This is a genomic window from Kitasatospora sp. NPDC085895 (assembly GCF_040702125.1).
In the GTDB taxonomy this organism is placed as follows: domain Bacteria; phylum Actinomycetota; class Actinomycetes; order Streptomycetales; family Streptomycetaceae; genus Kitasatospora; species Kitasatospora arboriphila.
Window position 1 is genome coordinate 102,320 of record NZ_JBFBJY010000002.1, and the last position, 14,921, is coordinate 117,240.

12 protein-coding genes, 1 tRNA gene and 1 pseudogene are annotated in these 14,921 nt (G+C 73.6%); 5 read left to right on the forward strand and 9 right to left on the reverse strand.

Annotated elements, in window-relative coordinates; genetic code table 11:
* Positions 1 to 81 precede the first annotated feature (81 nt).
* Positions 82 to 1,146: a DUF2637 domain-containing protein gene (locus tag AB0442_RS02000; protein WP_363539931.1), complete on the reverse strand. Its 1,065-nt coding sequence runs from the start codon at positions 1,144 to 1,146 to the stop codon at positions 82 to 84.
* A gap of 319 nt (positions 1,147 to 1,465) precedes the next feature.
* Between AB0442_RS02000 and AB0442_RS02005 the strand changes: the two genes are divergently transcribed.
* Positions 1,466 to 2,206 (forward strand): Tellurium resistance, encoded by a 741-nt coding sequence (locus AB0442_RS02005; protein WP_363539929.1) that lies wholly within the window; start codon positions 1,466 to 1,468, stop codon positions 2,204 to 2,206.
* A 52-nt stretch (positions 2,207 to 2,258) separates the two neighbouring features.
* Here AB0442_RS02005 and AB0442_RS02010 read toward each other — a convergent pair whose 3' ends face one another.
* Positions 2,259 to 3,299: a TerD family protein gene (locus AB0442_RS02010; protein ID WP_366159976.1), complete on the reverse strand. Its 1,041-nt coding sequence runs from the start codon at positions 3,297 to 3,299 to the stop codon at positions 2,259 to 2,261.
* Positions 3,300 to 3,619: 320 nt separating this feature from the next.
* Between AB0442_RS02010 and AB0442_RS02015 the strand changes: the two genes are divergently transcribed.
* From AB0442_RS02015 to AB0442_RS02025, 3 genes and pseudogenes are all read left to right on the forward strand, one after another.
* Positions 3,620 to 4,786 carry an HpcH/HpaI aldolase/citrate lyase family protein gene (locus AB0442_RS02015; RefSeq protein ID WP_366159977.1) on the forward strand — a complete coding sequence of 389 codons (1,167 nt, stop codon included), beginning with the start codon at positions 3,620 to 3,622 and terminating at the stop codon, positions 4,784 to 4,786.
* A gap of 96 nt (positions 4,787 to 4,882) precedes the next feature.
* A pseudogene (locus tag AB0442_RS02020) lies at positions 4,883 to 7,403 on the forward strand (phosphoribosyltransferase).
* Positions 7,403 to 8,257, forward strand: coding sequence for an HAD family hydrolase (locus AB0442_RS02025; RefSeq protein ID WP_366159978.1), 855 nt, complete (start codon positions 7,403 to 7,405; stop codon positions 8,255 to 8,257). The pseudogene AB0442_RS02020 and the gene AB0442_RS02025 overlap by 1 nt, the downstream one beginning before the upstream one ends.
* Positions 8,258 to 8,340: 83 nt before the next feature.
* Here AB0442_RS02025 and AB0442_RS02030 read toward each other — a convergent pair whose 3' ends face one another.
* The 3 genes from AB0442_RS02030 to AB0442_RS02040 all read right to left on the reverse strand — a co-directional run bounded on the left by AB0442_RS02030 (position 8,341) and on the right by AB0442_RS02040 (position 10,485).
* On the reverse strand, positions 8,341 to 8,562 hold the full coding sequence (locus tag AB0442_RS02030) for a zinc ribbon domain-containing protein (protein ID WP_366159979.1): 222 nt from the start codon (positions 8,560 to 8,562) through the stop codon (positions 8,341 to 8,343).
* A 25-nt stretch (positions 8,563 to 8,587) separates the two neighbouring features.
* On the reverse strand, positions 8,588 to 9,166 hold the full coding sequence (locus AB0442_RS02035) for a DUF4442 domain-containing protein (protein WP_366159980.1): 579 nt from the start codon (positions 9,164 to 9,166) through the stop codon (positions 8,588 to 8,590).
* A 65-nt stretch (positions 9,167 to 9,231) separates the two neighbouring features.
* On the reverse strand, positions 9,232 to 10,485 hold the full coding sequence (locus tag AB0442_RS02040) for a hypothetical protein (protein WP_366159981.1): 1,254 nt from the start codon (positions 10,483 to 10,485) through the stop codon (positions 9,232 to 9,234).
* 169 nt (positions 10,486 to 10,654) lie between these two features.
* On the opposite strand from AB0442_RS02040, the gene AB0442_RS02045 reads away from it, so the two are divergent.
* A tRNA-Val gene (locus AB0442_RS02045) sits at positions 10,655 to 10,726 on the forward strand.
* An 87-nt stretch (positions 10,727 to 10,813) separates the two neighbouring features.
* Here AB0442_RS02045 and AB0442_RS02050 read toward each other — a convergent pair.
* The 4 genes from AB0442_RS02050 to AB0442_RS02065 form a co-directional block, all read right to left on the reverse strand.
* Complete coding sequence (locus AB0442_RS02050; protein WP_366159982.1) at positions 10,814 to 11,947, reverse strand: site-specific integrase; 1,134 nt, start codon at positions 11,945 to 11,947, stop codon at positions 10,814 to 10,816.
* On the reverse strand, positions 11,947 to 12,135 hold the full coding sequence (locus tag AB0442_RS02055; RefSeq protein ID WP_366159983.1) for a helix-turn-helix domain-containing protein: 189 nt from the start codon (positions 12,133 to 12,135) through the stop codon (positions 11,947 to 11,949). The genes AB0442_RS02050 and AB0442_RS02055 overlap by 1 nt, the downstream gene beginning before the upstream one ends.
* 448 nt (positions 12,136 to 12,583) lie before the next feature.
* The gene (locus AB0442_RS02060; RefSeq protein ID WP_366160114.1) at positions 12,584 to 14,059 is read right to left on the reverse strand and encodes an ATP-binding protein; all 1,476 of its coding nucleotides are present in this window, start codon (positions 14,057 to 14,059) and stop codon (positions 12,584 to 12,586) included.
* Between the two features lie 2 nt (positions 14,060 to 14,061).
* Positions 14,062 to 14,916, reverse strand: coding sequence for a bifunctional DNA primase/polymerase (locus AB0442_RS02065; RefSeq protein WP_366159984.1), 855 nt, complete (start codon positions 14,914 to 14,916; stop codon positions 14,062 to 14,064).
* Between the last annotated feature and the right edge of the window lie 5 nt (positions 14,917 to 14,921).

Below are 14,921 nucleotides of genomic sequence, written 5' to 3' on the forward strand. Positions count from 1 at the left end.
ACGGCGAAGGGCCCCGCACACCTCGGTGTGCGGGGCCCTTCGTGTCGCCGGTGCGTCGCCGGGGGGACGGCGTCGCCGGGGTCAGCCGAGCTGCTGCTCGATCGCGCGGAGCTTGCGCTCCAGCGAGTCCAGCTTCGGCATCGACAGGGTGTCCTCGTCCAGCGTCAGGTCGATGCTGGAGGAGCTGCCGACGGCGGCGCGGGGGCGCCGGCCGGCGGTGAGGGCGGCGGGCTCCAGCGCGGAGGGGCCGACCTTGGCCATCGGGTCCTCGTCGGCTAGGGCAGGCTCCGTAGCGGAGGACTCGCCCGCACCGGCCGCGGTCAGCGCCGGCACCTGGCGGCCGCCGCGCGCCCGGGAGAGCACCCCGCCCTGCGAGCGGGCGATCGCCTTCAGCTCGGCGCGCTCGCGGCGGTCCGCCGAGCGGGCCCGCAGCTTCGCCTCCTGCTTGGCCTGCCGCTCCTCGCGGACCTCGTCGACCGCCTCGTCCAGGCTGCGCACGTTCTCCAGCAGCATCAGCGACCACGCCGCGTAGGTCTCGCGGGGCGCCCGCAGCCAGCGGACGATGCGGATCTGCGGAAGCGGCCGCGGGATCAGGCCCTGCTCGCGCAGCGCCGCCCGGCGGGTCTGCTTCAGTGCCCGGTCGAACAGCACCGCGGCCGAGATCGACATGCCGGCGAAGAACTGCGGGGCGCCGTCGTGGGCACCGCCGCGCGGGGCGTGCACCCAGTTGAACCAGGCCGAGGCCACCGCGAACAGCCAGACCAGCAGGCGCGAGCCGAGCGCCGCGTCACCGTGGCTGGCCTCGCGCACGGCGAGCACCGAGCAGAACATCGCGGCACCGTCGAGGCCGAACGGGACGAGGTACTCCCAGCCGCCGGACAGACCCAGGTTCTCCTGGCCGAAGCCGACCAGGCCGTGGAAGGAGAGCGCGGCCGCGACACCGGCGCAGCAGAACAGCAGCACGTAGGAGGCACCGCCGTAGACCGCCTCCTTGCGGCGGCGGCGCTCCTCGCTGCGCTCCCAGGAGTCGGTGTTCTCGTCGGCCTTGTTGTTCTTGACGCGCAGCACGGCCACCAGGACGGCGGTGAACAGCAGGGCTGCGCCGCCGATGACGGCCCATACCAGCTGTATGGAGGAGAGGTTCATCGTGGGTCGGGCCTCGAACTTCCGCAGGACGGGGGGATGGAACGCGGTCGGGCACAGGAGGCGGCCCGGGCGGGTCGGGATCCTGACGGGGCGTCGTGGACGCCGCCGCACGGGACGTCGGGGACTCCTGTGCGGCACCGACCTTAGCGCGTCCGACGGCCCGGCATGGTACGGGAGGCGGCGATCGGCCGCCAGGCGGAGGACTGACGGTGGCTCATCGTCGTCGGTGGGGTATGGCTCTGATGGGACGATACGAGCACGGTGCACGACGGAGGGCGATCACCGGCCGGACGGCCGGGAGAGGGGGAGGGCGGACGCCATGGTCTCGGTCTGGGAGTTCCTCAAGGGGGACCGCAGAGGAGTGGACTCCGGGGGGCAGTTCAAGGTCACGCTGACCAAGTCCCAACCGCAGCACGCGCTGACCGGTGCGGCGGCGACCACCGGGTATCTGTACGTCAACCTGCACTGGACCACCCGGTCGGCGGATCGCCCGTCCGGGGGTGGCGGTCTGCGCAACCTGTTCGACCTGCGGAACCTGCGTCCGATGGCGCCGCAGTCGCTGGACCGGGCGCCGGTCAGCGTCGACCTGGACCTGGCCTGCATGTACGAGTTGGCCGACGGCAGCCGCGGGGTCGTCCAGCCGCTCGGCGGCTACTTCGGCGACCTCAACCGGCCGCCGTACGTCAAGCTGAGCGGCGACGACGTCTACGGCGCCCCGTCCGGCGAGACGATGTACGTCAACCTGGAGAAGAAGGACCAGTTCCGGCGGCTGCTGATCTTCGTCTACATCTACGACGACACGCCCGCGTTCGGCCACACCCACGCCACGGTGACGATTGTGCCGCAGACCGGTCCGCGGATCGAGATCAAGCTGGACGAGCGGGCGCCGGCCGCGCGCTCCTGCGCGGTGGTGCTGATCGAGAACTCCGGCGACGGCCAGCTCACCGTCCGCCGCGAGGTGCGCTACGTGCACGGATTCCAGTCGGATCTGGACCGGCTGTACGGCTTCGGCATGCAGTGGCAGCGCGGCTACAAGGGCCCGGCCGGCCCGGCGGCCTGATCCGGCCGGACGCGTCCGGGGGCGCGCCGTGCGGACGGCGCGCCCCCGGCGGTCAGCGCGGCTGGAACTGCGGGCCCTGCGGCGGCAGCGCGAAGCCGGGCGCACCCGTCGGCTGCGGGGCCGGCTGCTGGGCGGCCTGCTGGGCCTGTGGCTGTGGCTGTGGCTGGGGCTGCGGGGCGGGCTGCTGCTGCGGGTACCCGTAGCCGGGCGCCGGCTGCTGCTGCCCTTGCGGGTAGCCGTACCCCGGCTGCTGCTGGGGGTAGCCGTAGCCACCGGGCCGGGGCTGCTGGGGCTGCTGTGGCGGGTAGCCGTACCCGCCGGCCTGCGCGGCGGACGGCTGCGGGTAGCCGTACCCGGCGGGCGCCGGGGCCGCAGGGGTGCCCACCGTCGGCGGGGTGCTGGGCGGCGGTGGCGCCGGGGCCGCCTGGGGAGCGGCCGGTGCCAGCGTGTAGATGTCCGGCTCCTCCGGCAGGTCGGCCGCGGGCACGGCCGGCTCGGGCGCCGGCGGGCCGTCCACGGGCGGCAGCGCGTCCGCGACCTCCTCGCCGTCCTCGACCGCGATGCCGTAGTCGGTGGCCAGCCCGCTCAGGCCGGTGGCGTAGCCCTGGCCGACCGCCCGGAACTTCCACCCGCCCGCCCGCCGGTAGAACTCGCCGGCCACCAGCGCGGTGACGTCGCCGCTGTCGGTGACGGGGAACTCGGCGAGCGGATCGGCGCCCTCACCGGCCGCGACGTCGAAGACCAGCACCCGCAGCCGCGGCACCGACGGGAAGGAACCCTCCTCGGAGGAGCCCGCCAGCACCACCCGGTCGACGTCCTCGGCCAGCCGGCCGAGGTCGATCTCGACCGCGTCCGACACCTCGTCCCCGGCACCGGCCTGCTGCTTGGGCAGGTGGCGCACCAGGCCCGAGGGATGCCTCGGCTGGTTGTAGAAGACGAAGTCGGCATCCGAACGGACCTTGCCGTCGGCGGCGACCAGCAGCGCGGAGACGTCCACGTCGGGTGCGCCGGGCGTCGCCGACCAGCGCAGCACGGCGCGGACGGCGGCGGCCGTCAGCGGGATGTTGGCGCCCTTCGCCATCACGTGCGTCATGCCCCAATCCTGCCCGGCCCCGCCCTCCGCGGACAATGCGGGCCGCCACCGCCCCGGAGGGGGGTTTTGTGTCGCACCGGGTAACCTTCCGAGAATTCGATGTTTCAGGTCTTTGCAAAGCCCTGAAGGACCGTACGATTAGCGGCCAACGGCTCCCGGTACACCACCCACCTCGGCGAACGCGACGCGGCGGACGCGAGGGCGACCGCGCCGCCCCCACCCGCGAAACCATCGGGCCCCGCTGTTCGTCCCCGTTGTCGGGACGTCAGCCCAATCCGGCCCGGTGACCGGGCCGCCACCACGATTGCAGGGAGTGCAGCTTGCGCCACTTCGGCCACCTCGCCGACGACGTCCGCGAACGGCTCTTCCTGCACCAGCCGGTCGACTTCGACCTCGGCAGCGCACCCTCCGTGCTCTCCACCGCGCTCGGCGCGACCCTCTACAGCCCCGCCACCCGCAGCACGCTGGCCGCCGACATCCGCAAGCAGGCCGCCCGCGGCGTGGTCTCCATGGTGCTCTGCCTGGAGGACGCGATCGCCGACCACGAGGTGCCGGCCGCCGAGGAGAACCTCGTCGCCCAGCTCGGCGCCCTCGCCGCCACCGGCGCCACCGGCCTGCCGCTGCTGTTCGTGCGGGTCCGCGCCGCCGCGCAGATCACCGACCTCACCGCACGGCTCGGCCCCGCGGTGCGGCTGCTGGCCGGCTACGTGGTGCCCAAGTTCACCGAGGAGAGCGGCGGCGCCTTCCTGGAGGCGCTCACCGCCGCCGAGGAGCGCTCCGGCCAGCGGCTGTTCGCCATGCCGGTGCTGGAGTCGCCCGAGCTCGCCCACCTGGAGACCCGCCGCGAGCAGCTCTTCGCCGTCGCCCGGCTGCTCGACAAGCACCGCGAGCGCATCCTCGCCGTCCGGCTCGGCGTCACCGACCTGTGCTCCGCGTACGGACTGCGCCGCTCGCCCGACCTCACCGCCTACGACGTGGCCCTGGTCGCCGGCGTCATCGGCGACGTGGTCAACGTGCTCGGCCGCGCCGACGGCACCGGGTTCACCGTGACCGGCCCGGTCTGGGAGTACTTCCCGGTGCAGGAGCGCATGTTCAAGCCGCAGCTGCGCCGCACCCCGTTCGCCGAGGCGCACCCGCCGGCCGACGGCGTCCGGCAGCGCATCATCGAGCACGACCTGGACGGGCTGATCCGCGAGATCGAGCTCGACCGCGCCAACGGCCTGCTCGGCAAGACCTGCATCCACCCCAGCCACGTGCCCGCCGTGCACGCCCTCTCGGTGGTCACGCACGAGGAGTACTCCGACGCGCAGGACATCCTCAGCCGCGACGGCGGCGGGGTGCTGCGCTCCGCGTACACCAACAAGATGAACGAGGCCAAGCCGCACCGGGCCTGGGCGGAGCGGGTGCTGCTGCGCGCCGACGTCTTCGGGGTGGCCCGCGAGGACGTCAGTTTCGCCGAGCTGCTGGGCGCCTGCCTCTGCGGCTGACCCCGCCGTACCCCGGGCACCCCTGCGTACCCTGGGCACCTTTGCACGACCGCACGACCGCACCTCTGCACGACCGCACCACCGAAAGCAGGAGCCTTGACCGCACAGCACCCCGCCCCGGCGCCGTGGACCGGCCAGTGGGTCACCGACCGGCTCGGCATCGGGCTCACCGGCTCGCCGGAGCTGCGGGAGCTGATCGGGCTCGCCCTGCGCCGCAACCCGCGCCGCGCCCACCTGCTGGTCTCCCACGTGCTCGGCAAGCACGTGCCGCAGCTCCCCGCCGTGGTGCACGGCGCCGGACTGGAGCTCGGCCGCCGGGTCCGCGAGCTGCTCGGCCCCGAGGACGCCGCCCGGGCGGTCGTCCTCGGCTACGCGGAGACCGCCACCGCGCTCGGCCACAGCGTCGCCGACGGCCTGGACGCCCCGTACCTGCACTCCACCCGCCGCCCGGTCGACGGCGTCGAGCCGGTCGGCGGCTTCGAGGAGGAGCACTCGCACGCCACCTCGCACCTGCTGCTGCCCGAGGACCCGGCGCTGCTCGCCGGCGACGGGCCGCTGGTCCTGGTCGACGACGAGTTCTCCACCGGCAACACCGTGCTCAACACCGTCCGCGCGCTGCACGCCGCGCACCCCCGGGACCGCTACGTGGTGGTCGCCCTGGTCGACCTGCGCACCGGGGCCGACCGGGAGCGCCTCGACAAGGCGGCCGCCGAGCTCGGCGCCCGCCTCGACCTGGTCGCCGGCGCGGTCGGCGGCGTCCGGCTGCCCGCCGACGTGCTGGCCCGCGCCCAGGAGATCGTCGACGCGCAGCCCGCGCCCGCACCGCTGCCCGACGCTCCGCTCGCCCCCGTCCACCGGGCCGAGCTCGACTGGCCGGCCGACCTGCCCGACGGCGGCCGGCACGGCTTCACCGCCGACCACCGCCGCCGCCTCGACGCCGCCCTGCCCGGCCTCGCCGCCCCGCTCGCCGAGCAGCTCGCCGACCGCCGCCGCATCCTCGTCCTCGGCTTCGAGGAGCTGATGTACGCGCCGCTGCGCCTCGCCGGAGCGCTCGCCGACCGGCTCGGCGGCGAGCGCGTACGCTTCTCCACGACGACCCGCTCGCCGGTGCTCGCCGTGGACGACCCGGGCTACGCGATCCGCACCCGGCTGGCCTTCCCGGCCCACGACGACCCCGCCGACCGCTCCACCGAGCGGTACGCCTACAACGTCGCCCCCGGCAGCGACCCCGCCCGCCGCTTCGACGCGATCGTCCTGGTGGTCGACACCCCCGGCGACACCGCCGCCCTGCACGAGGGCGAGGACGCCCTGCTGCGCCAGCTGCGGGCCGTCACCGACCAGGTGGTGCTCGCCGTTCTCCCCGCGTACCGGCCCGGGTCACCCCGCTGACGCCTCCGTCCCCCACCATCGACAGCGCACCTCCCCACGTAAGGCGACCATGACGACCACCCTGCCCGCGCCGCTGTTCGGCCCCGCGTTCTCCTCATACCCGGCCGAGGACGTGACCTGGCTGCTCAAGGACCTCTCCGGGGTGGCGCTGGAGGCGCCGACCGAGGAGCGCGAGGAGGCCGTGCAGTCCGGCGGCGCCCACTACGCCGAGTCGCTGCCGATCGAGTACCAGCCCAGCCCCGAGTACCAGGAGCTGTACAAGCAGGCGCTCGCCGCCTCCGGCGAGCGGATCGCGCTGGCCGTCGGCACCGTCGCCGAGACGCTGCTGCACGAGCGCGGCCGCGGCCTGGTGCTCGCCTCGCTGGCCCGGGCCGGCACCCCGGTCGGCGTGCTGATCCGCCGCTGGCTCGGCTTCGCCCACGGCCTCGACGTCCCGCACTACACCGTCTCCATCGTGCGCGGCCGCGGCATCGACCCGGTGGCGCTGCGCCACCTCGCCGCCCACCACGACGCCGGCTCGGTGGTCTTCGTCGACGGCTGGACGGGCAAGGGCGCCATCACCCGCGAACTCTCCGAGGCGCTGCACGGCACCGGTTTCGACCCCGACCTCGCGGTGCTCGCCGACCCCGGCCGCTGCGTGCGCACCTACGGCACCCGGGACGACTTCCTCATCCCGTCCGCCTGCCTCAACTCCACCGTCTCCGGCCTGATCTCGCGCACCGTGCTGCGTCCCGACCTGATCGGCCCGGACGACTTCCACGGCGCCAAGTTCTACCGCGAGCTCGCCGTCGCCGACGTCTCGAACGACTTCCTCACCGCCGTCGCCGCGCACTTCCCGGCCGTCCGGGCCGCGGCCGTCGCGGCCGCCGACGCCCTCGCCGCCGAGGACCGCACCCCCACCTGGGAGGGCTGGGCGGCCGTCGAGCGGATCAGTGCCGAGTACGGCATCGACAACGTCAACCTGGTGAAGCCGGGGGTGGGCGAGACCACCCGCGTCATGCTCCGCCGGGTGCCCTGGCGAGTGCTGGCCCGGCGCGGTGCCGGAGCCGACCTCGACCACGTCAGGCTGCTCGCCGCACAGCGCGGCGTCCCGGTGGAGGAGGTGGACGACCTGCCGTACTCCTGCGTGGGCCTGATCCACCCCCGCTACACCCGCGGGGCGACCGGCGCCGACGGCACGGCGGTGCACACCGCCGAGGGCGGCGAAGTTCTCACGAAGGAAAGTTGATGCCGAATCAGCAGCCGAGTCAGTTCCTGGTCGCGAGCGACCTCGACCGCACCCTGATCTACTCCAACCGGGCGCTCGCCCTGGACGTGCCGGACCGGCTCGCCCCCCGGCTGCTCTCGGTGGAGGTCAACGACGGCCGGGCGCTCTCGTTCATGACCGAGCAGGCCGCCGAGCTGCTCGTCGAACTGACCCGGCTCGCCGTGTTCGTGCCCGCCACCACCCGCACCCGGGCCCAGTACGAGCGGGTCAACCTGCCCGGCCCGACGCCGGGGTGGATCCCGAAGTACGCGATCTGCGCCAACGGCGGCCACGTGCTGGTCGACGGCGTCTGGGACCGCGACTGGCACGCCGAGGTGCGCTCGCGGCTCGCCGCCGCCAGCGCCCCGCTCGCCGAGGTCGTCGAGCACCTGGCCATCTCGGCCGACCCGGAGTGGACGCACAAGCGGCGGGTCGCCGAGGACCTCTTCGCCTACCTCGTCGTCGAGCGTGCCGACCTGCCCGAGGGCTGGCTGGAGGAGCTCACCGGCTGGTGCGCCGAGCGCGGCTGGACGGTCTCGCTGCAGGGCCGCAAGGTGTACGCGGTGCCGGCCCCGCTCACCAAGAGCGAGGCCCTCGCCGAGGTCGAGCGCCGGACGGGTGCGGCCACCGTGCTGACCGCCGGCGACTCGCTGCTCGACGCCGAGCTGCTGCTCGCCGCCGACGCGGGCTGGCGGCCCGGCCACGGCGAACTCGCCGACACCGACTGGGCGGCGCCCGGCGTCACCGCGCTCACCCAGGTCGGTGTCGCGGCGGGCGAGGAGATCGTCCGGCGGATGCTGGAGCGGGTGCGGGCCGGGGCTGCCGTCCGCGCCTGAGCATCGTGCCCGGGGCCCGGCCGTGTGCCGGGCCCCGTTCCGTTCCGGCCTTGTTCCGTTCGGGCCTTGTTCCGTTCGGGGGGTCAGCCGCAGCAGCCGCCGCCGCAGCAGCCGCCGCCACCGCTCGGGGCGGGGGCCACGGCGGCGCCGCCGCCCGCGGTGCCGGTCACGGCGACGGTGGAGAGCAGCTTCACCGTGTCGGCGTGGCCCTCCGGGCAGACGGCCGGGTCGTTGGCCTGGGCCATCGTGCGGCGGAGTTCGAAGGTGGCTCCGCAGGAGCGGCAGCGGAAGTCGTAGCGAGGCATAGCGGCAGGGTACCGAGGCGGCAGCTCAGACGGCAGTAGCGACCGGTTCGGGCCGCTGACCCCGCTCGTCCCGCCCGCCCCGCTCGTCCCGCCCGCCCCGCTCGTCCCGCCCGCCCCGCCCGGTGGCTTCCGGCCGGTCCCGCTCCGGCTTGGGCCGGACGTAGACCTGCTTGCGGACCCGGGCGACCACCGAGCCGTCCTGTGCCAGCACCTCGGTGTCGAACCAGACCAGCGCCTTGCTGCCGTCGGCCGTCAGCTCGCGGATCTCCGCCAGACGCTCGTCGGTGAGCACGAACTCGGCGGTGATGTCGCCGCGGCCGGGGGAGACGAAGTCGATCTCGGCGGCGCTGTCCCACACGTAGTAGTCCGGGCCGAGGTTCTGCATCACCAGCAGCATCCAGAACGGGTCGGTCATCGCGAAGATGGAGCCGCCGAAGTGGGTGCCGACCCAGTTGCGGTTCAGCCGCCCGAGCCGCAGCCGGACCTTCGCGCTGCGGAAGGCGTCGTCGACCGCCAGCACCTTGATGCCGGCGAACAGGAACGGCGGCCAGAGGTTGATGCCACGCCGGAAGGTGGCTGCGGAGAGCGTGCGCTTGCGTGCCATGGGCGCGACTCTAGCACTAAGTTACTGGTCGGTAATGTGTGCTGGGTCACGCCCCCGGCGGTCCGTCAGCGCGGCCCCCGGATCATCGCCACCACCCCGGCCGCGGTCTCCCGAACCGCCGCCAGCTCGGTCAGGAAGTGCCAGTAGTCCGGGTGCCGGCCCGCCTCCTCCAGTGCCGCGACCGCCCGGTCCAGCCGCGCCACCGCCGCGTCCAGCGGCGCCGCGTGCCGCGGATCCGGGGTCTGGCGTCCCGTCATGGCCAGGCGCTGGGCGTCCCGCAGGGCGAACCGCGTCCGCTCGATCTCCTTGTGCGGGTCGTGCGACACCTCGTTCAGCTGCCGCAGCCGGTCGTTGACCGCCGTCACCGAACCCTCCGCCGTCTCCAGCACCGCGCGCACCGTCCCGATCGCGCCGGTCGCGTCCGCCCAGCGCTGCTCGTCGCGGGCCCGCGCCGCCTCGTCCAGCTTCCGCGAGGCCGTCGCCACCGCCTCCGCCGTCTGCGCAGGCACCTGTTGCAGGTCCTGCCAGCAGGAGACCGAGAACCGCCGTCGCAGCTCGCTCAGTGCCGGCTCCACCGTGCCCCCGCGCGTCTCCAGCGCCTGCACCCGCGTCCGCAGGCTCGCCACCCGGCGGTCGATCTCCTTCGCCCGCTGCGGCAGTTGCTCCGCCTGGTCGCGGACGGCCCCGGCCCGCCGCGCCACATCCTCGGCCCGCTGCAGGGTCGCCTGCACCCCGTGCCGGGCCACCCCCTCGTTCATCCGGGTCAGCTCCGGGCCGAGCTCCGCCAGCCGCGCCGCCAGGTCGTCCGCCTTCAGCCCGGCCGACCGCACCTGCTCCAGCGCCGTCGTCGCCGCCAGCAGCGCCTGCCGGGCCTTCTCCACCGCCGGCGTCACCCGGATCAGCTGCGACTCCGCGTGCTGCACCAGCGGCTGCAGCCGCTGGACGAAGGAGTCCAGCTCCGACCGTTGCGCCTCCAGGTCCCGCTTGGCCTGGTCCAGCTGGCGGCGGGCCCGACCGGCCGCGGAGGAGTCCAGCTCCGGATCCTCCAGGTCGTACGCGTCCAGCGCCGACAGGTAGCCGACGGTCACCTCGTTGATCCGTCCCGTCAGCGCCTGGAAATCGGCCTGCGCCCGGCCCGCCGCGGCACTGTCCTCCGCGGAACGGATCGTCTCCAGGGCGAGCTGGGCGTCGCGCTGCGCCGAGTCGAGTTCGTAGAAGGTCTGCTGCGCCGCATCCCGGGCGGCCACCGCCTCGGCCCGCGCTCCCTCGCCCCGACGCCACCAGCCGCCCCGCCCGCCGCCACCGCCGGCCACCCTCACCACGCGCTCCCTGCTGCTCGTACGCCTGATCCAGGCCCATTCTTCCCGATCGCCCCCACCGCCCGGGACCCGCCGTCCGACGCCATCCGGACGGTGGCGGCGGGCAACCCCCCGGACCAGGTACGCTAGGCCTCCGTCGTGCACCCGGGGACCCCGTGTGCCGCGGCACGGGCGCATAGCTCAGCGGTAGAGCGCCGCCCTTACAAGGCGGATGTCGGCGGTTCGAAACCGTCTGCGCCCACCGGCTGTGACCAGCGGAAAAGCCCCGGACGAGGAACGCGAAGTTCCCCGCCGGGGCTTTTGACATCCAAATCTGACATCAACGGCGCTAGCGGCGCTGACGCAGCAGCCTGTCCATGTTGGCCAGGGCGTCCCGCTGGGAGTCCTGGGTGACGTGGGCGTAGACGTTCATCGTCAGCCCGATCTGGCTGTGGCCCAGGATCTCCATCACGATCCGCGGCGAGACCCCGCAGGCGACGAGCAGCGTCGCGGTGCCGTGCCGGGCGTCGTGCATCCGCACCACCGGGACGCCGGCCGCCGCCGCGATCCGCCGGAACGACCGGTAGACGTTGGTCGGCTCCACCAGCCGCCCCGTCCGGGTGGTGAAGACGTAGTCGCTCTCCTGCCACTCGGCGCCGGCCAGATGCCGGAGGACGTCCTGCCGCATGCGGTGCCAGCGCAGGGCCACCACGCAGATCCGGGGGAGCGGGATCGGCCGGCGCTTCCCGTTCTTCGTCGTGCCGCTGTACAGCTCGCCGCCGATCCGCTGGACCTGCTCGCGGACCACCAGGGTGCGGTTGTCGAGGTCCACGTCCGACCACCGCAGGCCGACGATCTCGCCCCGGCGCATGCCGAGCGCGATGGCCAGGACGAACGCGGCGTAGAGCGGATCGGTGCGGGCCGCCGCGAGGAAGGTCAGGGTCTCGTCCAGCGTCCACGGCCGGGACTCCTTGCTCACCACCCGGGGCGGCGGCACCATCATCGCCACGTTGCGGCTGATGAGCTCGTCCCGGCAGGCCGAAGTGAGTGCCGTCCGCAGAACCTTGTGGGACTCCTTGGCGGTCGCGGCACTCGCCCGCTCCGTCACCTTCGCGAGGAAGAGCCGGACGTCGCGGGGACTCAGGGACTCCAGCCCCTTCGATCCCAGCAGCGGGAGCAGGTAGAGCCGGACGTGCATCTCGTACTTGGACGCGGTGGTGCGCTTGCACTGCGGCTTAATGAAGTGCTCCAACCAGTAGGGCAGCCACTCGGAGAGCTTCGCCGAACGGGTTGGGGTCGGGATGCCCTGCTGGTCACGCTCGACCAGCTCGCGGCGCTTGTCGTCGCACTCGTCCCAAGTCTTCCCGTAGACGATTTTGCGGGCCCGGGTGCCGTCGGGCTGCGGCACGTAGACAGCCGCCTGGTAGCGGCCGTCCTTGCGCTTGGTCACCGTGCCGGCACCGTTCGGGTTGCGCTTGGGCATCAGGCGTTTTCCTCCATCTTGGTGCGGATGTAAGCGGCGAGGGATTCGGCCGGGATGCGCCGGCAGCGGCCCTCGGAGAAGGTGGCGAGCTTCTTGGCGCGGATGAGGTCGTAGACCTTGCTGCGGCTCATCCGGAGGGCGGTCATGACCTCGGGGACGGTGAGGACTTCGGGGATGGCGGTGGCCAAGGGTGGGTCCTTCCCGGTGTCGGGCGGAGGGTGGAAGGGCGCGCGTGTGTCCTAGGTGGGGATTTCTGCGTCACCGCGTCATCGGCGTCACTCGGGCCTTTGACCTGCGGTTTTGCGTGGCTTGATGGCCGGGGGTGCGTCACCGGTGCGTCACGGGCTGCGTCACCGCGTGACGCAGGTGACGCAGCGATGACGCAGCAGCCGCCGTCTGCGTCACGGCTTTCCTCGCAGGTCAGGGGCCGTTTTCCAGCCCGCGTGACGCAGGTGACGCAGCGTCTTCCCTCTTAGGACAAAAGAGGGGCTGTCTGTTGTAGTTCGGCGCCCGCGCAGCGAGAAAGAAGGAGCCGCTGCGCGGCGCGACCTATGGACGGCCTCGCCGAACAGCAAGAGGAGCACCCCCCTCGCGGGCGCCGGTGCTCCTCTTGCCGTTCGTACGAGGCGGTGCGGGTCAGAACAGCGGGACCCGTTCCTGCGGGGGCGCAGGGGCGTGGCGGGTCATTTCGAGGTACCGGCCCTCCCTGGTTCGGCCGGTGTCGATGAGGACACCGCGGGCCGCCAGGGTGGGCTGGAGGCGCTTGAGCCGGTCGGAGAGAACCTTGCCGGTGGTCGGCCAGCCCTTCGGCACCGCGCGCAGGTCGTCGCCGGCGTAGAGGCGGCTGAGGCAGGCCAGCCACTCGGTGGAGGTCATGCGCTGCGCCCCGCCGGGCTCCATGGTGTCGGCGTGCTGCAGGACGGTCTGCGCGAGCAGGTCGCCCTCGATCACGTCGTCGTTCAGGTCGTCCAGGCTGGCCCGGTAGGCGGCCAGCGCCCCCAGACCGGTCGCGGCGTCGAGCTGCGCGCACAGGTGCGCGAAGTCCGCCATCCGCAGGTCGGTCGGGGTCTCCGCCTGCGCCGCCCGGACCTTGACCGACAGGTCGAGCAGCGAGCCGAGCACGATGGGCAGCACCTCGGCGTACTCCGCCCACAGTTCCGCCTCGGTCCGGCGCACCCGGGGCCGCTCCAGCCGCAGCGGCAGGAGCCGTTCGGCGAGGTCGGGCCGGATGACGCCGACGTCGATGCCGGTCAGCAGCAGGGGCCGGCGGTAGCTGACGCGGAACACGTCGCCGTCGGTGAACAGGGCGCGCTTGACGCTCTCGGCGCCGGTCACGATGCAGCACATGGCGTCGGAGAGGTCGGGGGTCATGTGGGAGAGGTTGTCCAGGGCGGTGACCCATCCGGCCGCGACCGCCGCGATCAGATTCTCCTCGTCCTTCGGCGCCCGGCGCAGGTCACCGCTCATGCCCTCGATGATCCGCACCAGCATCCGGCCGCCGGTGGACTTGCCCGCGCCCTGCGGCCCGGTGAGGAACGGGGCCGGCACCGGCACGGACGGGCCGAGGCAGCCGATCAGCCACGCGATGGCCAGGCACTCGGTCGCGGCGTTCGCGAAGTTGCACAGCCGCAGCAGCAGGTCGATGCCCTTGCCGTCGGTGTCCTTGGCGGGCACCGGGAGTTCGCCGGTGAGCTGGGTGCGCCGCCAGCAGACCTCGCGCGGGTCCGGGACGGCGAGGTCCCAGCCGTCCGGGTGGATCCGCACCGACAGGCCGTCGGCACGGCCCAGGTCCAGCCACGTCGCCCCACCGGACCCGGGGGCCACGCGGATGTGGACCGGCTGCACGTCCTCCGCGAGGGCGAGCGCTTCAATCAAGTCCAACGCCTCCTTGAGCGCGGTGCCGTTGAACACGCCGACCCCGTCCCGGTACATGCCGACGATGAGTTCCTGGCGGTGGCTGCCGGTGGTGCCCTGGGAGCGGATCGGGCGCGCGACCGGGTGGCCGTTGCGCTGCGCGTACACGGTTCCGTCCGCGGTGCGGAAGTACCGGAAGTGCGCCTGTGCGTACTCGGCGATGACCTCGCGCGCCGGGGTCTTCTCCTCCTCGGCCACGATCACATCCCCAGCCTGTGGAGGGCGTTGGCCCACGCGTCCGCGCAGTGCCTCGGCGATTCGCCTTTGGCCTGGGCGGCGGCGAACAGCCGGGCGGTGTGCGCCTCGGTGAGGCAGCCGCATCGGCCGTGCGTCGAGAGCACCGCGAGGAAGGCCGAGAACACGGTCGCGTGCACGGCGCTGGCGGCCTGGGCGATGCGCTGTTCGGCCATGGCGATGCCGCGTTCCAGGAAGGCCGGGCTGCGGTGCGGGCACCTGCCACCCCCGGCCGGGGCGGACGCCGTGACGGCGGCCGGCCGGATCGGGGCGGGCTCGCGCACCACCAGGGCGCGGACCACCTCGGGCAGGGTCGTCAGGGTGCCGGTGCCGGTTCCGAGCCACCGGGCGTAGGACATCAGCGACTTGACGTCCACACCCGGGCGCACGGCGTTGGCGGAGGGCATGGTGCCGCGGTAGATCCAGTGCTCGCCGCGGGTGGTGCGTACGACCTGGGTGGCGGGCAGGTTGGCGTCCGCCCAGGCGATGGCGTCCGTGTTGTCGAGGTCTACGACCGTGAGTCCGGCGCCGCCGGGGTGGTAGGCCACAGCGGCGGACTCGCGCCAGGCCCGACCCCACACGCGCGAGATGAGGACGTCGGGGTCGGTGGTGGCGGCGGCCCAGCCGTGGCACGGGGCCAGGCAGGTGCAGGGGCCGGGGTTCTTCATGTTCGGCCGCCCGCCGCACGCGTTGTCCGCGCACCGCGGGCAGTTGCCGAACGGCACCTTCCCGGCCCGCAACGGCAGCACGGGCACGCCGGACGCGGCCAGGGAGAGCGCGGTGGGCAGGTGCTCTCCCCGAATCATGGTCGGTTGGGTCATGCTGG